At 39.4% G+C, this 18591-nt stretch carries 14 protein-coding genes; 2 read left to right on the forward strand and 12 right to left on the reverse strand.

Annotated features, from left to right (window positions below; translation table 11 throughout):
* The 8 genes from comGD to pbp1b form a co-directional block, all read right to left on the reverse strand.
* On the reverse strand, positions 1 to 407 hold a 407-nt coding region (gene comGD / locus ACQRDX_RS07880; protein WP_427897464.1), incomplete at its 3' end, for a competence type IV pilus minor pilin ComGD.
* Complete coding sequence (gene comGC / locus ACQRDX_RS07885) at positions 379 to 702, reverse strand: competence type IV pilus major pilin ComGC (RefSeq protein ID WP_427895858.1); 324 nt, start codon at positions 700 to 702, stop codon at positions 379 to 381. The genes comGC and comGD, both read right to left, overlap by 29 nt.
* On the reverse strand, positions 703 to 1737 hold the full coding sequence (comGB, locus tag ACQRDX_RS07890; protein ID WP_427895864.1) for a competence type IV pilus assembly protein ComGB: 1035 nt from the start codon (positions 1735 to 1737) through the stop codon (positions 703 to 705).
* A complete protein-coding gene (gene comGA / locus ACQRDX_RS07895) occupies positions 1670 to 2611 on the reverse strand; it encodes a competence type IV pilus ATPase ComGA (RefSeq protein WP_427895856.1) in 942 nt (313 codons plus the stop codon). Before comGA ends, comGB begins: the two co-directional genes overlap by 68 nt.
* Before the next feature lie 45 nt (positions 2612 to 2656).
* On the reverse strand, positions 2657 to 3034 hold the full coding sequence (locus ACQRDX_RS07900) for a DUF1033 family protein (RefSeq protein WP_427895854.1): 378 nt from the start codon (positions 3032 to 3034) through the stop codon (positions 2657 to 2659).
* Between the two features lie 137 nt (positions 3035 to 3171).
* Positions 3172 to 6792: a DNA-directed RNA polymerase subunit beta' gene (gene rpoC, locus ACQRDX_RS07905; RefSeq protein WP_427895852.1), complete on the reverse strand. Its 3621-nt coding sequence runs from the start codon at positions 6790 to 6792 to the stop codon at positions 3172 to 3174.
* A 108-nt stretch (positions 6793 to 6900) separates the two neighbouring features.
* A complete protein-coding gene (gene rpoB, locus ACQRDX_RS07910; RefSeq protein ID WP_427895850.1) occupies positions 6901 to 10470 on the reverse strand; it encodes a DNA-directed RNA polymerase subunit beta in 3570 nt (1189 codons plus the stop codon).
* Positions 10471 to 10738: 268 nt separating this feature from the next.
* Positions 10739 to 13090 (reverse strand): penicillin-binding protein PBP1B, encoded by a 2352-nt coding sequence (gene pbp1b, locus ACQRDX_RS07915; RefSeq protein ID WP_427895848.1) that lies wholly within the window; start codon positions 13088 to 13090, stop codon positions 10739 to 10741.
* Positions 13091 to 13195: 105 nt separating this feature from the next.
* Here pbp1b and tyrS point away from each other — a divergent pair, with 105 nt between their 5' ends.
* Positions 13196 to 14452 (forward strand): tyrosine--tRNA ligase, encoded by a 1257-nt coding sequence (tyrS, locus tag ACQRDX_RS07920; protein ID WP_427895846.1) that lies wholly within the window; start codon positions 13196 to 13198, stop codon positions 14450 to 14452.
* A 9-nt stretch (positions 14453 to 14461) separates the two neighbouring features.
* Positions 14462 to 15238 (forward strand): TMEM175 family protein, encoded by a 777-nt coding sequence (locus tag ACQRDX_RS07925; protein WP_427895844.1) that lies wholly within the window; start codon positions 14462 to 14464, stop codon positions 15236 to 15238.
* 103 nt (positions 15239 to 15341) lie between these two features.
* Here the strand turns inward: ACQRDX_RS07925 and ACQRDX_RS07930 are convergent, their stop codons facing one another.
* The 4 genes from ACQRDX_RS07930 to ispE form a co-directional block, all read right to left on the reverse strand.
* A complete protein-coding gene (locus ACQRDX_RS07930; RefSeq protein WP_427895842.1) occupies positions 15342 to 16151 on the reverse strand; it encodes a metal ABC transporter permease in 810 nt (269 codons plus the stop codon).
* A complete protein-coding gene (locus ACQRDX_RS07935) occupies positions 16148 to 16852 on the reverse strand; it encodes a metal ABC transporter ATP-binding protein (protein WP_354369186.1) in 705 nt (234 codons plus the stop codon). Before ACQRDX_RS07935 ends, ACQRDX_RS07930 begins: the two co-directional genes overlap by 4 nt.
* The gene (locus tag ACQRDX_RS07940; RefSeq protein ID WP_354369188.1) at positions 16849 to 17295 is read right to left on the reverse strand and encodes a zinc-dependent MarR family transcriptional regulator; all 447 of its coding nucleotides are present in this window, start codon (positions 17293 to 17295) and stop codon (positions 16849 to 16851) included. Before ACQRDX_RS07940 ends, ACQRDX_RS07935 begins: the two co-directional genes overlap by 4 nt.
* Positions 17296 to 17662: 367 nt before the next feature.
* A complete protein-coding gene (ispE, locus tag ACQRDX_RS07945; RefSeq protein WP_427895862.1) occupies positions 17663 to 18511 on the reverse strand; it encodes a 4-(cytidine 5'-diphospho)-2-C-methyl-D-erythritol kinase in 849 nt (282 codons plus the stop codon).
* Positions 18512 to 18591 lie beyond the last annotated feature (80 nt).

Here is an 18591-nt window from a genome sequence, read left to right on the forward strand (position 1 = left end):
GTTTTTTTATATTTTCCACTCCCCATATACAATTGATAGCGTATTGTCTTTTGACGTGTTTGAAAGACAATTTTTTTCATAGAGGAATTTCCACCCCCATGATCAAACCTTAAGTTGAGACCATTTTCAACTGTTACTCCCTTAGGAAGAGCAAGACTGGTTTGACCATTTGAAATAACACCATCCGATAACACTAGCTGAACGGGCTCTGAACGTAAAGCTGATAAAGATTGACTATCTCTATAAAGATGTTCAAAAGAAAGAAAAAACAAATCCTCCTCTACTTGAGATAGCACTCCTTTAAAAGTTGCACTAAAACTAAGGACCACAAAACTAGTGACGGATAAAACCAAAAGACTTTCAAGAAGGGTAAAGCCTTTAATTCGGAATTTTTTGCTCATCAGCATAGTGACGATAACTTTCTGCTTGTTTTTCAGTAATATAGCCTTCTGACGTCAATTTAGAGAGGGTAGCCGTTTCTCCGTTTAAGGCATATAGCTCTGCTTGGCTTTCAACAACTTTAACCACCGCTGCATTTCCTGTCTTTTCGACCTTTTCTTTTTGTTTGGTCAGATTAGGGACAAAAAGAAGGAGTAAGACACTGATAATTAGAAGAACCACCAACATCTCTATAAGCGTAAATCCTTGAAGCTTCTTTTGTTTCATATTAAACTTCTTTAAAACGTTTTGTAAATTTTTCATTTAAAATTGAACCTCCATATTTTGATACATAGGCAGTAACATTGCTGCATAAATCATCACAATCATTAGTGCTACAAAAATAAAAACTATGGGCTGAATAATTTGCATACTGGCATTAATTTTTTGAAAAAATGTTTCCCATTTTTCCTGAGCATAAATCTCTAATTCACTGCCCAGCTTGGCTTTGATTTGTCCATATTCAATCATCAAACTCAATTCAGGCAGAAAAAAGGAGTAACTTAAAATTTGTTCATGAAAGGAATGACCTGACAAAAAAGCTTTTTCTAAATCCTCTCCTACCTCTTTAAACAAAGACTTTGGCTGATCTGTCATAATCTTAATAATTTGAGGAATCTCCAGTCCCTGCCCCAGTAAATTTCCCCACTCTCTAGCATAGTAAGCAGTCAAATAAAGCCTAACATAAGATCTAATCACTGGAACCTTCGACCAAAATGTCACAGATGCCAGACGGCTCTTTCGCTTAAAGTACCATCTCGCTAGGATAACTGTGAAAAAAAGACACATCACAGTCATCAAAAAAATTTGTGGGAGTTGATTAAGGACCTTTACTGCAAGATTATCCCCTTCCAATTGTGGTAAAAGATACTGACGTAATCCAAGCATAATCACAACAAGAAAGATCAATAAGATAAAAGGATAACTTGCTACCTCAAACAATTTTTTTCTAACAGATATTATCTGCTCTAGATGGCTCTCAATTTTCTCCAAACTAAGTGAAACATTTCCATGAATTTCAGATAAGGCTAATTGTGTCACAACCGCTTCAGAAAAAGAGAGCTCCGCCATAATTTGTGACAAATTCTTACCAGCTACTAAAGAAGACTGCATCCTCTTAATATAAACTGGTGCTAACAAACGGCTATGCTCCAAAAACGTTACAACTTCTGATAAATGAAAACCACTAGAATAAAGATTGCTAAAAAGCTGAATAATCTTTTTTTGTTGCTCAATCTTTAATGCTTTCTGTGATTTTTTCTGAAAGAGTGATCTCTCCTTGGTCAAAAAGTTTTTCAAGGCTTTGATTCCAAACTCTTGCTGAGTGCTGTTGGAAATTTTCTTTTGCCACATCAACTAACCCTCCTCCTTTAATTAAACGTTGATAAAAAATAGCCTGTAAACTATTTTTTAACTCTGATTCTGAAACGCCCAACTCTAGTAGCCTTGCATACACTCCTTTGATACTCTTAGCATGAACGGTTGAAAAAATCGTAGTCCCTGTTAAGCTAGCTCTAACAACCGCACGGGCTGTTTCATAATCTCTAATTTCACCAATAATCAATAAATCAGGACGATGCCTAAGAGACAACTTAATCAAACTATCATAAGTCATTCCAATACTTTCATTAAGCTGTAGTTGTAACATCTCTTTCTGTTTGATTTCAACTGGGTCCTCAATTGTAATAATCTGCTGGTTAGAAAATTTTTCCTTAGCTAATTGGTACATCAAGCTGGTTTTTCCACTACCTACAGGACCCGAAAAAAGATACAACCCTCTCCCACTGACAGCTTCCCCGACTTTTTTATCACTATCGTCCCAAAATTTTAAATCAGACTGACCATCATGAAGTAATCTAATCACTAAACTTTCTTGTCCTTTATAATCCCCAACGCTTGATAGACGTAAGGCAACCGATTTTCCTTGATCATAAACATAATCACAAGAACCTAGTTGTGGACGACGTTGCTCACCAACATTCATTCCTGCCATAAATTTAAAGTGACTAATAAGATGAGACAAATCAAGATGATCATCATATTGCAAATACTCCTTCTTTTCTCCTGATCGGATAAAAATATTATAGTTGGCCCCACAAGGTAATAAATATAGATCTTGGGCCTGTTTTGCTACAGCAAATGAAATTAACTCTTTTCCAAAATTCTGTATCATATCTCCTCCTACTGATTTATTCGGAAAGACAAAATAAAAAAACCGCTAATTAACGGTTTTTTCTTTCTTTATTTGACAGGTTTGATGCTTAATTTGGCAATTTTTCTTTTTATAGCCAGGTCTGCGCCAAGAGTCTGGAATTTTTTCCCAATCGGATAATAATAAAATAGAGTGGTACTGTTGAAGGTATTCATCACACTCCTCACACCATCTTTGCTCTGTTTCATCCCAAAAAGCCGACATAAGATCACTACGGCTATTAAATTGAGGAAATTCAGCATACAAACGACGCCAAGCTACCTTATACCATTTTAATGCCTCATAGTAATCATCAAACTCCTGGACTTTTACAATATCCTCTTGCCAATCTTCTAAAAACCACCAGGGTTCAAAATCCCCCTTCATCTCTACTACATGATACATCTGCTCATACCTTCCTTACTTTGGCTTCTATTATATAAAAAAGAAGGATAATTTTGAAAGATTTTGCTCAACTAAAACCAAAAGCTAAAACGATTAAGACATAAAAAAGAGATTGGATCAACCAATCTCTCTGTTTATTATTCTGTCACTGTCACAGATTCTTCTTCAAGTGTTTCAATCTCATTGATAGCTTGTGGTTCAATATTACGGTAACGTGCCATACCAGTACCAGCTGGAATGATTTTACCGATAATAACATTTTCTTTAAGACCAAGTAAATGATCTTTCTTACCACGGATAGCCGCATCTGTCAGAACACGTGTTGTTTCTTGGAATGAAGCTGCCGACAAGAATGAATTTGTCTCAAGTGAGGCTTTAGTAATTCCCATAAGCACTGGACGACTTGTTGCAGGAATACCACCTGAAATAACAGTATCTTTGTTAGCATCTGTAAAGTCTGAGATGTCCATCAAAGTACCTGGTAGAAGATCTGTATCCCCTGGATCCATGACACGAACCTTACGAAGCATCTGACGTACCATAACCTCAACGTGTTTGTCTCCGATTTCTACCCCTTGGCTACGGTAAACTTTTTGTACCTCAGCAAGAAGATAAGTTTCTACTGAAAGGGCATCACGTACCTCAAGCAAACGTTTTGGTTGAATAGAACCTTCTGTCAGAGCAGCACCACGTGCAATTTGGTCCCCAACTTCGACTTTCATACGTGCTGTGAATGGCACCACATATTCACCTTTACCAGTTTGTCCCTCGACATAAACTTTCTTCGTACGCGTTGCGGCATCTTCTTCAATTTTAACAACTTCACCTTTAACTTCAGTGATAACCGCTTCCCCTTTAGGATTACGAGCTTCAAAGATCTCTTGGATACGAGGAAGACCTTGAGTGATATCTGTATTTGAGGCAACCCCTCCCGTGTGGAAGGTACGCATGGTAAGCTGTGTACCTGGCTCACCGATAGATTGAGCGGCAATTGTTCCAACTGCTTCTCCGACCTCAACCGCATCTCCTGTTGCCAAGTTAATACCATAACAGTGACGGCAAACACCATGACGTGTATTACATGTAAAGACAGAACGGATTGTCACTTCTTCTACACCAGCCTTAACAATCTCAACAGCCTTATCTTCAGTAATCAGTTTATTTGGACCAATAAGTAATTCGCCCGTTTCAGGATGTTTAACAGATTTCTTAGTATAACGACCTGCCAAGCGCTCTTCAAGTGTTTCTGTAACCTCTTTACCATCTGTAATTGCTGTAATGGTCAAACCACGATCAGTGCCACAATCATCCTCACGGATAATAACATCTTGAGCCACATCAACCAAACGACGAGTAAGGTATCCTGAATCGGCAGTCTTAAGGGCTGTATCGGTCATACCTTTACGAGCACCGTGAGTTGAGAAGAACATTTCCAATACCGAAAGTCCTTCTCGGAAGTTTGACAGGATCGGAAGTTCCATGATGCGTCCGTTAGGCGCTGCCATCAGACCACGCATACCGGCAAGCTGTGAGAAGTTTGAGATATTACCACGCGCTCCAGAGTCCATCATCATAACGATTGGGTTCTTAGGATCCTGTGTTTCAATCAAGCGTTTTTCAAGAGCTTCTTTTGCTTCACGCCAAGTTGTTGTGACTGCCACATAACGGTCATCATCCGTCATCAAACCACGACGGAATGCTTTATTGATTTCTTCAACCTTGTGGTGAGCAACATCAATGATTTCTTGTTTATTATCAATCACTGGAATATCTGCAATACCCACTGTAAGACCTGCTAAGGTTGAGTGATAATATCCAAGGTCTTTTAGACGGTCAAGAAAGGCAGAAGTTTCAGTTGTACGAAGACGTTTAAAGGTCTCTGCAATAATATTTCCAAGATTTTTCTTCTTGAATGGAACATTTAACTCTAAGTCTGCAATAGCAGCTTTAATGTCTGAACCTGGTTCAAGGAAGTATTTATCTGGTGTTCCTTCTGTCAAGTTAGCATTATTTGGTTCTTGAAGATATGGAAGATCATCTGGAATAACCGCATTGAAAAGAATTTTACCAACTGTTGTGATCATAATTTTATGACGTTGGTTATCTTTCCAAGGTTTATTTGGCATACTATCAACAGCAATACCCACACGTGAATGCAAATGAACATAACCATTACGATAAGCCATCACCGCTTCATCAGCATCCTTGAAGACCATTCCTTCACCTTCACGACCAGCATCTTCCATAGTCAAGTAATAGTTCCCCAATACCATATCCTGAGATGGAGTAACAACAGGTTTACCATCTTTAGGGTTCAAGATATGTTCAGCCGCAAGCATCAAAAGACGTGCTTCAGCTTGAGCTTCTTCTGACAATGGAACGTGAATCGCCATTTGGTCACCGTCAAAGTCCGCGTTGTAGGCTTCACAGACAAGTGGGTGCAAGCGAAGGGCTTTACCATCGATAAGGACTGGTTCAAAAGCTTGAATACCCAAACGGTGAAGAGTTGGTGCGCGGTTCAACAGAACAGGGTGTTCTTTGATCACTTCTTCCAAGATATCCCAAATGCGATCATCCCCACGTTCAATCAAACGTTTTGCTGCTTTAACGTTTTGCGCAATATTTTTAGCTACAATTTCACGCATTACAAATGGCTTAAAGAGCTCAATTGCCATTTCACGTGGCACACCACACTGATACATTTTCAGAGTTGGACCAACAGCGATAACGGAACGTCCCGAGAAGTCAACACGCTTACCAAGCAAGTTTTGACGGAAACGTCCTTGCTTACCTTTAAGCATGTGACTGAGTGATTTAAGCGGACGGCTACCTGGTCCTGTAATAGGACGACCACGGCGACCGTTATCAATCAAAGCATCTACCGCTTCTTGAAGCATACGCTTCTCATTTTGTACGATGATACCTGGAGCATTAAGCTCTAAAAGACGAGCCAAACGGTTATTACGATTAATTACACGACGATAAAGATCGTTTAAGTCTGATGCTGCAAAGCGACCACCATCCAATTGTACCATCGGACGAAGATCAGGTGGAATGACTGGCAAAATATTTAAAATCATCCACTCCGGTTTATTACCAGACTTATAAAAAGCATCTAAAACGTCTAAACGACGGACTGCTTTAATACGTTTCTGACCAGAAGCTGTTTTAAGTTCTTCTTTTAACGTCGCAATTTCTGACTCAAGGTCAACACGCTTAAGAAGATCTTGAATAGCCTCAGCTCCCATCTTAGCGATAAAAGATCCTTGACCGTACTCTTGTAACTTTTCACGGTATTCTCTTTCTGTCAAGAGAGATTTTGCTTCCAGTGGGGTATCCATTGGATCAATCACCACATAGGCTGCAAAGTAGATAACCTCTTCAAGCGCACGTGGACTCATATCAAGTGTTAATCCCATACGCGATGGAATTCCTTTAAAGTACCAGATATGTGAAACTGGAGCTTTTAACTCAATATGCCCCATACGTTCACGACGAACCTTAGCTCGTGTTACCTCTACACCACAGCGGTCACAGACAATACCTTTATAACGAATACGCTTGTATTTTCCACACGAACATTCCCAGTCTTTTGTTGGACCAAAAATAACTTCATCAAAAAGTCCTTCACGTTCTGGTTTCAATGTACGGTAGTTGATAGTTTCAGGTTTTTTAACTTCACCATAAGACCATGAACGGACTTTATTCGGTGAGGCTAATGTGATTTGCATACTTTTAAAACGATTTACGTCAACCACTATTTATTACCTTTCTAAATCGAATCAAGAGGTTACCCTCTAAACTATTTCTTCATAACTAAATCAGACAGAAGAGAGTGTTCTCCTCTCTTCTATCTTTAGTTAACTTTAGTCTCTTTTCTCTTCTTCGCTTGCAAATTCAGCAGCTTCACGCGCTTGTTTTTCACGTGCTTTTTCAAGATCATCAACGTGCATCACGTCATCATCTTCTCCTTCATCAAGATCACGAAGTTCTACTTCATTATCATCTTCATCAAGGACACGCATATCAAGACCGAGTGATTGCAATTCTTTAACAAGAACGCGGAATGATTCTGGTACACCAGGTTTTGGAATTGGCTTACCTTTTGTAATGGCTTCATAGGCTTTCAAACGACCAGTCACATCATCTGACTTGTAAGTCAAGATTTCTTGAAGAACATTTGATGCACCATAAGCCTCAAGAGCCCAAACCTCCATCTCACCGAAACGCTGTCCACCAAACTGAGCTTTACCTCCGAGTGGCTGTTGTGTGACAAGTGAGTATGGTCCGACTGAACGGGCATGGAGTTTATCATCAACCATATGGTGAAGCTTAATCATATACATGACCCCAACAGACACACGGTTGTCAAAAGGCTCACCTGTACGACCGTCATAAAGGACTGTCTTAGCATCTGAATCCATACCTGCTTCACGAACAGTGTCCCAAAGATCCTCTGATGAAGCTCCATCAAAGACTGGTGTAGCAACATGGATACCCAAGTTACGTGCAGCCATACCTAAGTGAAGCTCCATAACCTGACCGATATTCATACGTGATGGTACCCCAAGAGGGTTCAACATGATATCCACTGGTGTTCCGTCTGGAAGATACGGCATATCCTCAACAGGTACAATACGTGACACGACACCCTTGTTACCGTGACGACCGGCCATCTTATCTCCAACTTTGATTTTACGTTTTTGAGCGATGTAAACACGCACCAGCATATTGACACCAGATTGTAGTTCATCACCGTTAGCACGTGTAAAGATTTTAACATCACGAACAACACCATCACCACCGTGTGGAACACGAAGTGATGTATCACGTACTTCACGTGACTTATCTCCAAAGATGGCATGTAATAAGCGCTCTTCGGCTGAGAGGTCCTTTTCACCTTTAGGCGTTACTTTACCAACAAGGATATCGCCCTCTTTAACCTCTGCACCAATACGAATAATTCCCATTTCATCGAGATCTTTAAGGGCTTCTTCACCAACGTTTGGAATTTCACGCGTAATTTCTTCAGGTCCTAACTTAGTATCACGTGTTTCACTTTCAAACTCCTCCAGGTGAACAGATGTGTAAACATCTTCTTTCACCAATCGTTCACTCATGATAACAGCATCCTCAAAGTTATAACCTTCCCAAGTCATGTAAGCGACAATTGGGTTTTGACCAAGAGCCATCTCACCTTTTTCCATGGAAGGACCATCTGCGATAAAGTCACCTTTTTCAACAATATCTCCCTCTTTAACTAGGGTACGTTGGTTATAGGCAGTACCAGAATTGGAGCGACGGAATTTTGTCACTTTGTAAACATCAAGTGAGCCATCCTCACGACGAACTTCAACACGATCAGCATCAGAATAGATAACTTTACCAGCATGTTGCGCAATCACAGCTGCTCCTGAATCATGTGCAGCTTGATATTCCATACCTGTACCAACATACGGTGCTTGTGGGTTGATCAATGGAACCGCCTGACGTTGCATGTTGGCACCCATGAGGGCACGGTTAGAGTCATCGTTTTCAAGGAAAGGAATACATGCTGTCGCAACCGCAACTACCTGTTTCGGTGAAACATCCATGTAATCTACAACACTTGATGGGAATTCTTGGTTATTACCTTGATGACGTCCCATAACGATTTCCTCTGCAAAAGTACCATCTTCATTTAGTTTTGAATTAGCCTGTGCAACAGTGTATTCATCTTCTTCATCGGCTGTCAACCATACAATCTCATTTGTTACGGCACGCGTTTCTGGGTCAACCTTACGATACGGTGTTTGGATAAAGCCGTATTTGTTTAAATGACCATAAGACGACAAGTTGTTAATCAAACCAATGTTTGGTCCCTCAGGTGTCTCAATTGGACACATACGACCATAGTGAGTATAGTGAACGTCTCGAACTTCATATCCCGCACGATCACGTGTCAAACCTCCAGGTCCTAAGGCTGATAAACGACGTTTGTGAGACAACTCAGAAAGTGGGTTATGTTGGTCCATGAACTGTGACAACTGTGATGAACCAAAGAACTCTTTAATAGCTGCTGTAACTGGACGGATGTTAATGATTTGCTGTGGCGTCAAAACATCATTATCTTGCACAGACATACGCTCACGAACGTTACGTTCCATACGTGCAAGACCAATACGGAATTGGTTAGCAAGGAGCTCACCAACGGCACGAATGCGACGATTTCCTAGATGGTCGATATCATCCACTTTTCCAAGACCTTCTGCTAAGTTCAAGAAGTAGTTGATTTCAGCTAAGATATCAGCAGGAGTTACGATACGAACTTTATCATCTGGATTACCATTACCGATAATGGTGATGACGCGATCTGGATCATTTGGTGCCACCACTTTAAATTTTTGAAGGATAACCGGCTCTGTTAAAACAGCATAATCATTTGGAGTATAAACTAATTTATTCAAATCTCCATCCAAATGCTCTGCAATAGAATCAATGACTTTGCGTGTCATCACAGTTCCTGCCTCAACAAGAATCTCTCCTGTTTCAGGATCCACCAAATTCTCTGCAATCGTTTGGTTTAAAAGACGGGTCTTGACACTAAGCTTTTTATTGATTTTATAGCGTCCAACTGCTGCCAAATCATAACGACGTGCATCAAAGAATCGAGCTATCAACAAACTACGTGAACTATCAGCAGTTTTAGGCTCGCCTGGACGAAGACGTTCATAGATTTCTTTAAGTGCTTCATCTGTGCGAGAATCATTTGGATTTTTATGCGTATCTTTTTCAATCGTGTTACGAACCAAGTCGCCGTCACCAAAGATATCAATAATTTCATCGTCACCTGAAAAACCAAGTGCTCGCACAAGTGTTGTAAATGGAATTTTACGAGTGCGGTCAATACGCGTATAAGCAATATCTTTTGAGTCAGTTTCTAATTCCAACCAAGCCCCACGGTTTGGGATAACAGTTGAGCCGTAACCGACCTTCCCATTTTTATCCACTTTATCATGGAAATAAACACCTGGTGAGCGAACCAACTGCGATACAATAATACGCTCAGCACCATTGATAATAAATGTTCCCATCTCTGTCATCAATGGGAAATCTCCAAAGAACACTTCCTGCGTCTTAATCTCTCCCGTTTCCTTGTTCACTAAGCGGAAAGTGACAAAAATTGGGGCTGAATAGTTTGCATCATGAGCACGCGCTTCTTCTAGAGTATATTTAGGCTCTTTTAGCTCATAACCAACAAATTCAAGCTCCATAGTGTCTGTAAAGTTTGACACTGGAAGCACATCTTCAAATACCTCTTTCAAACCTTGATCAAGGAAATCTTGGAATGAATCGGTTTGAATTTCAATCAAGTTTGGTAAATCAAGAACTTCTTTGATTCTTGAAAAGCTACGACGTGTACGGTGTTTCCCGTATTGAACTTCATGTCCTGCCAAGTTTTTAGCTCCTTTTTCTCTCAAAAATTTACTGAATCAGTAAACCACTATTTTCCAATTCTTTGTCCTAATTGTGAATTTTTAGAATCTTTATTTTTATGTTACAAAACATCATTTTCCTAAAAATAGGCACAAAAAGAGCAGCTAAATCTCCTTTATGAAAGTTTGATTTAACTGCTGTAAGCCCTGATTGGACAATATTTCAATCAAAGCAGACGACAAATACTCTATAGTATTATACCCTATTTTGATCAGTTTGACAAGATTTCTAGTTGTTATTTGTAGAGGAACTTGAGGTACGAGATGACCTTGTGCTACTTGAATTAGATGAGCCAACAATACTAGCCCATGCACTTTGACGATCAGCATCTGTCCCACCAATCATGAAGTCATAAGTAGTAACAGGTGCGCCATTTTTTGCCCAATAACTAGTGGTTGTCTCTCCGTTAACGGTTACGCTCCGTCCATTGACTGAGACCGTTCCTGGTTTTTGTCCTGTTGACTTGAGAACCGTTGATTTAATCACGCTATCATCTAGCTGGAACTTCTGTCCAATTCCAAAAATGTTACTATCTGCTTGGTAAATACTATTAACCAAATTAGAGACATAGCGCGCTTGATTACTGTAAGAGGTTGAGGACATTGACGTATTATCATCATGTCCTGTCCATGACCCTAGAGTCACCGTTGGAGTTGATAGCATTAACCATGAGTCAACATAGGTATTACTTGTCCCCGTTTTACCAACCCAATCAGCACCTGCTAAAGTTGGATTAATCGATTTTAGATTATCTAAGAAAGGAGTCGTTGTCCCAGAGGTAATCACACCACGCATTAGGTCAACCATGATAGTCGCTGCTGCTGCTGAATAAACTTGGGTTGGAGTTGTATCGTACTCATAAATAACTGTCCCATCAGCTGCCGTAATTTTATCTACCATATGTTTCTCATGATATTCCCCTTTATTCGCCAGGGTTTGGTAGCCATTGGTTTGTTGAGCGACAGTCATATCAGCTCCCCCGCCCATTGGGAGACTTTCAATGCTATAATCTGGGATGTTATAGCCCATTTTTTCCATGTATCCTTGAACATTGACACCACTGGATTGAAGCAGTTTATACGTCCAAAAAGTAGGGATATTCCAAGACGTATTTAAAGCATCTTGAAGTGTCATGGCAGCTGTCCCCTTACTATCGTCGTGCATAATAGACTCCCCGCTAGAGAAGGTTGTCGGATAATTCGACAAAATACTTGCTGATCCCATTAAGCCCTGATCAATAGCTGGTGCGTATGCCAAAATTGGCTTAATACTTGAACCTGGTGAGCGTTCCGTATCAAATGCATGGTTATTTTGGTTAGTGCTATAATCACGACCACCAACAAAACCTAGAATAGCTCCTGTACTGTTATCCATAAGAACATTTCCCATTTCAACAGTACCAGTCCCATCGTCCAAAAGACTACCATATTGAGCTGCTGCTGTCTGCATAGCTTCGTAAATCCCTTTATTAATGGTTGTAGAAACGGTATAGCCTCCTAAACGTAGGGCTTGGGCTGCTTTTTCCATATATGAACTTTGAACATCTTCATTTTTCAAATCAGCTTCTGAAACATTATCTTCCTTGATCAGATAGTCATACATGATTGTCTGTGCTTCAGAGAAGACCTCATGGTAAAGATAATCATGGCTAACAGCCTCTGCAGCTTCTGGTTGTCTAAAGTCCTGTTTTATATCATATGCTTTGTAACTTTCATAATCTGATTGAGACAATACTCCTGCACGATACATACTGTATAAAACATTTTGTGAGCGTTTGATTCCTAAAGCCATTTCCTCATCACTTTTAAAACTACCGTCAGCATTATAAGGAGAATAGACAATTGGACTTTGTGGCAATCCGGCTAAAAATGCAGCTTGTGGAATCGTTAAATCTGCAGCAGATTTTCCGAAAATCCCTTGAGCAGCTTCTTCAATCCCAGCAATATTACGCCCTTGATAATTACGCCCAAAAGGAGAGACATTAAGGTAATCGGTTAAAATATTATCCTTATCCGTATAGCGTTCTAGGGCTAAAGCATAGATAATTTCTTTCGATTTACGACTGAAGGTAGGATCATCTCCTAACACCTGTTGTTTGATTAATTGTTGCGTCAAAGTTGATCCACCACTGGTTTCACCCAAGCCAAGAACAGAGGTTAAGGTTGCTCTAAACACTGCCTTAGGCACTACACCATTATGGCTTTCAAAATTTTCATCCTCAGTTGCAATAACAGCTTTTTTGACATTTTCTGAAATAGCAGAGCTTTCAACTGGAGTACGTAATAAATCGGTATCAATATTCGCAATCAAACTCCCATCAGAGTAATTCATTTTTGAAATACGGGTCAAGGCATCAACTTGTGATACCAAAGACGTCTTACTTGGAATCTTGACATTTTCAATTTGGCTACCAAGATAGCCAAAAGCCATCCCCAGCCCTAACATAAATAATAAAAGTAATAACACATGAACGAAGTTAGACATCAACTTCATTGTCCGTAAAATAATAGCTCCAATATCTGACAAAGTAAACCTGTCCTTTGATTCTTTAGGAGCGGATGATTTTTTTAATTTAGACATAAAAACACCTCATTTTACATTATAGCAAAATTGCGAAAACCTTGCACTCACCAAGTTTTTTCTGCTATAATGGTCTAGAAACATTATAGAAATGGAGAAAGCCTAATGAATATTTTTGAAGAACTCAAAGCTCGTGGCTTGGTCTTTCAAACGACTGACGAAGAAGCCTTAGTAAAAGCCCTAACAGAAGGACAGGTTTCTTATTATACAGGCTATGATCCAACTGCAGACAGCCTACACCTTGGTCACCTCGTTGCCATCCTAACTAGCCGTCGCTTGCAGTTAGCTGGTCACAAACCTTACGCCCTTGTAGGAGGTGCTACTGGACTTGTTGGGGACCCATCTTTTAAAGATGCTGAGCGTAGCCTTCAAACCAAAGAAACGGTAGAGGGATGGGTTACTAAAATCCAAGGTCAGCTCTCTCGTTTCCTCGATTTTGAAAACGGTGACAATAAAGCCGAAATGGTTAACAACTACGACTGGTTTGGAACCATTAGCTTTATCGACTTCTTACGCGATGTCGGAAAATACTTTACCGTTAACTACATGATGAGTAAAGACTCTGTCAAAAAACGTATCGAAACAGGGATTTCTTACACCGAATTCGCCTACCAAATCATGCAAGGTTACGATTTTTACGAACTCAACCGTACCCATAATGTTACCCTCCAAATCGGCGGCTCTGACCAATGGGGCAACATGACTGCGGGAACTGAGCTCCTCCGTCGTAAAGCAGATAAAACAGGACATGTCATGACTGTTCCCCTCATCACAGACTCAACTGGAAAGAAATTTGGCAAATCAGAAGGCAACGCCGTTTGGCTAGATGCCAACAAGACGTCACCATATGAAATGTACCAGTTCTGGCTCAATGTCATGGATGATGATGCTGTCCGTTTCTTGAAAATCTTTACGTTCTTATCCCTTGATGAGATTGCAGAGATTGAGGAACAATTTAACGCTGCCCGTCATGAACGTTTAGCCCAAAAAATCTTGGCCAAAGAAGTTGTGACACTTGTACACGGTGAGGAAGCTTACAAGCAAGCTCTCAACATTACAGAGCAACTATTTGCAGGAAATATCAAAAACCTCTCTGCTAAGGAACTTAAACAAGGTCTTAGCAATGTACCAAACTACGCCGTACAAGCTGACGATAACCTTAATATCGTCGACATCTTAGTGACTGCTGGTATTAGTCCATCTAAGCGCCAAGCTCGAGAAGATGTCCAAAACGGTGCCATCTACATCAATGGAGAACGTGTACAAGATCTAGATTACAGCCTTTCTGATAGTGACAAGATTGACAACGAATTAACGGTTATCCGCCGTGGGAAGAAAAAATATTCTGTCTTGACCTACTAGGAGAACGACATGCAGAAGGTGAAAGAAAAGACAGAAAAACAAAAGGATTGGAATGACTACTTTGAACAAATGGCACAAGAGGCCAGCCTCCTTCATCCCGAGTTAGAAAAGCTATCTGCTAAGGAACGGCAAAAGGCTCTAGAACAAGTCTATCACAATGATGAAATACGTCGTGCCAAACGCTTGAAAGAACATATAGAGGTCTTCTCTGATGCCGTTATCGGAGTGATTATCACCATGATGTTATTAGAAATTCCGCTACCAAGCGATACCATTGATTTACATCATTTTTTGACAGGTATCCTTATCTTCTTTGTATCCTTTTTCATCGTAGCGGATTTTTGGTATGATAACCACAAGATTCTTGGCCAGATTGAACATGCAACCAGCAAAATCTTAATTGTTCAATTCAATTTTATGGCAACACTTGCTCTCATCCCCCTCTTTACAAGATGGATGATGGAAGGTATTACAACAAGTGCAGTTGTTGGATATGGTATTGTCACGATTGCAGTTAATCTTTGCCAGTCAATCTTAAATTATTTTGTCATACAAGAAAAGTTTTCTGGAACGACTTACACGCGCAAATTTGCCTCTGTCGCCCATTTACGTCAACTACTAACGGTTGCTATTTTCAACCTTATAGTTATTATATTTGCCTACTTTAACCCAACAGTTGCCTTTTATTTCTATATCTTAAGGCCAATAGTCTCCTTCTTAGGAGCTGCTTTCTTTGAAAAGAAACACCAAGAACGACGAGAAAAATTTAAATCCCATTACCAATAAAAACGAGAGCCATTTGGCTCTCGTTTTTATTATACCCCGTTGCATAAGGAAAGAGATAAGATGAAGATCCGACCTCTCACCATTTTATATTACCAAGCTTACGTTAGATTTTGAGTAGTCGATTAATCAGACTCACCAAAACAAATAAAATAATCAAAATCATAGTAATCGTGGCGCTAGCAGGAGTCTCAGCCCAGTAAGACAAGAAGATTCCTCCAATCATGGAAATCACGCTAATCAACATCCCAATAAAAATAACGGCCTTAAAACTCCGACCTAATCTCATGGCAATACTAGCTGGTAAAACCATAATAGTAGAAACAAGTAATGCTCCCGCTGCTGGTATCATTAAGGCGATTGCAACACCAGTCACAACATTAAAGGCAATTGACATCGCCCGAACTGGTAATCCATCAACAAAAGCAGTGTCTTCATCAAAAGTTAAAATATACATGGGACGAATAAATAAAAATGTCAGTAGAACAATAGTAGCTGCGATAAGAAATAAAGCTATTACTTGTTCTTGACTAATCGTAATAACAGAGCCAAACAAATATTGATCTAAACTTAAACTGCTAGAGTTATCTGCCTTACTCATAATAATAAGAGATAGTGCTAGTCCCATCGACATCAAAATAGCCGTTGAAATTTCCATGTAATGCTTATAAACTGTTCTCAGATACTCCAGCACAATTGCTGCAATAACAACAACTATAATAGTCGTCCAAGTGGGAGAAACTCCTAAAACCACACCAACAGCTACACCTGATAAAGAAACATGGCTTAAGGTATCACTCATCAAGCTCTGGCGACGCAAAATCAAAAAAATTCCTAATATAGGCGCAAAAATGCTCATAGCAGCCACAGCCAGCAAAGCTCGCTGCATAAAATCATAAGCTAAAATATCCATCATGCTTCCTCACCTCTTTCATCTCTATCGTGGACATTAAAACAACGCCATGGTAGATCTTGATTTCGTACGAGGTGGATATTACGATTAGTGTAATCACTCACTTCATCGGGATCATGTGTAATCATCAAAACAGATTTTCCATGATTTTTCACACTATGTGACATCAATTGATAAAATGTTTTTGCCGTACCAGCATCCATTCCCGTTGTTGGTTCATCTAGCACAAAAATATCGGGATCACTGGCAAACATACGTGCAATCACGACACGTTGTTTTTGACCACCACTAAGAGCACCAATTCGCTTATGACGATTTTCCCACATTCCAACTGATTCTAAACTAACTTTGATATGCTCTTCATCATGTTGCGTCAACCGTCGAAACCAGCCCTGTCTAGGGTAGCGTCCAGATTTAACAAATTCATAAACTGTCGAAGGGAAGCCGGCATTAAAGCTAGCAATTTGTTGCGGCAAATAAGCAATGCGCAATTTTTTTCCACTAGTATTGTGCTTTGCAATTTCAACCAAACCTACCTTAGGTTTTAAGATTCCCAAAGTCGCTTTAATCAAGGTAGATTTTGCCGCACCATTTTCTCCTGTTAAAGTAACAAACTCCCCACTATCCAAATGATAATTAATATGCTCTAATACAGGATCAGCATCATATTGAAATGACAAATCTGTTACAGTTATATATCTCATGATTCCCCTAACTCCTTACTTAAATCATCTAAAAATCGATAAATAATACTCTTTTCACTATTTGAATATCTTTTTAACAATTCCCCATATGCTCCCAAAGTCTCCTCGTGATGATGACGATGCTCTTCTGCAATAGGTCTCGCTTCATCCGTCAACACAAAATATGTCACTCGAGCATCCTTAGTATCCTTCTGAGTCTCTAAAAGCCCCATACGCACTAAAGATTTTACTGCCTTAGTCACAGCTGCCTGAGAAATATGTAAATGTTTCGCCAGCTCCGAGTTAGTCAACTGCTTTTCAGATAATAGCATTAAAATATGCTCCTGAGTATTAGTCACCTTAACGTCACTACGACAATCTCCAATCAACAGTTCATGTTGATTTTCAGCCTTTAACAAAATATAATTCAGCGTCTGATCCAATTTAATTGATAATTTTTCCACAGCCTATTTCCTTAACCAGTTAATTTAATACTCCTACATCATAACATAAAAATAGTAAGGTAGCAATGATGTTTCGTCTATTTCTTGATCTCTGAGTGTAAAAATAGGCAAAAGTAATTTTGAAAGATCAACTACTTATTAGTAATAGTAGTTCTGACAATCAATCCCTAAGTCACACAAGTTCTCAAAACTAAGTATTCTTATTTAAAACTCTACCTCTTTTTTCAAATTTTAATCCCTCCAATTAACAAGTAAATTCTGAAAATCACAGCTGCTTCAGACAATTGTCGTGAGATAGGTTCTCACGACTCAACAGTATTACCTATAATGGACATCTCTATTTCTAACTATAAGACTTAAACTTCTTTTAAAGTGTTCTGACTTTATAAACTTCTTTACAAAAGCCTCTCATACTATTTACTACACGATTAGCCTGCTTCTCACTACGACAAACAGCAAAAACTGTTGGACCACTTCCTGTCATCAAAGCCACATCTGCCCCAGCTTCTACCATTTTCTCCTTAATACGATTAATAAAGGGTTTCTTAGCAATACTAATAGATTCAAGGGAATTCCCCATATAATTCACCATGGCATCATAATTTTTTTCTAAAATAGAAACTCTTAAATTTTCAATGTCAACATGACTTAGAGAATCCATACTTAGATCAGAAAAAACTGTTCGTGTTGAAATACCAAAATTTGGCTTGACTAATACTACCCAAAATTTAGGAACACATTCTAAAGGTAACACCTCATTACCCCAACCTGAGACTAACGCGCACCCACCATATACGCAATAAGGAACATCTGTTCCAATTTTTCCACCAATTTCAGCTAACTCTTCCAACGACAAATTTAAGTTCCACAATTTATTTAAAGCACGTAAAGTTGCTGCAGCATTGCTAGAGCCTCCTCCCATACCAGCACAAACCGGTATTTTTTTCTCTAACACTACTTTAACACCCGATCTGATATTATACTTCTCCTTAAGTAACTGACAGGCCTTATAAACATCATTTTTAGAATCCGAAGGAATTCGAGTAGAATTGGTTTCAATCACAATCTCATCCTCACTCAAGCTAGAAACCATAACATAATCATTCAGATCAACACTCATCATAATCATTGACAGCTCGTGAAGCCCATCTTGTCGTTTACCAATAATATCTAAACCAAGATTTATTTTTGCTGGTGCCTTCTCAATAACCTGCATCTCATCTCTATCCTCCATCAAGTAATATTGTCCATTATAACAAATTATTATTTTTTATAATAGGGTTAAATAAATGATTT

The organism is Streptococcus sp. SGI.013, assembly GCF_050315295.1.
GTDB lineage: Bacteria > Bacillota > Bacilli > Lactobacillales > Streptococcaceae > Streptococcus > Streptococcus porcorum.

Coding starts and splice junctions, on each gene's coding strand:
- tyrS (WP_427895846.1), top strand. CDS start 13,196: ATGAATATTTTTGAAGAACTCAAAGCTCGTGGCTTGGTCTTTCAAACG.
- ACQRDX_RS07925 (WP_427895844.1), top strand. CDS start 14,462: ATGCAGAAGGTGAAAGAAAAGACAGAAAAACAAAAGGATTGGAATGAC.
- comGA (WP_427895856.1), bottom strand. CDS start 2,611: ATGATACAGAATTTTGGAAAAGAGTTAATTTCATTTGCTGTAGCAAAA.
- ACQRDX_RS07900 (WP_427895854.1), bottom strand. CDS start 3,034: ATGTATCATGTAGTAGAGATGAAGGGGGATTTTGAACCCTGGTGGTTT.
- comGC (WP_427895858.1), bottom strand. CDS start 702: ATGAAAAATTTACAAAACGTTTTAAAGAAGTTTAATATGAAACAAAAG.
- ACQRDX_RS07930 (WP_427895842.1), bottom strand. CDS start 16,151: ATGATGGATATTTTAGCTTATGATTTTATGCAGCGAGCTTTGCTGGCT.
- pbp1b (WP_427895848.1), bottom strand. CDS start 13,090: ATGTCTAAATTAAAAAAATCATCCGCTCCTAAAGAATCAAAGGACAGG.
- ispE (WP_427895862.1), bottom strand. CDS start 18,511: ATGCAGGTTATTGAGAAGGCACCAGCAAAAATAAATCTTGGTTTAGAT.
- ACQRDX_RS07935 (WP_354369186.1), bottom strand. CDS start 16,852: ATGAGATATATAACTGTAACAGATTTGTCATTTCAATATGATGCTGAT.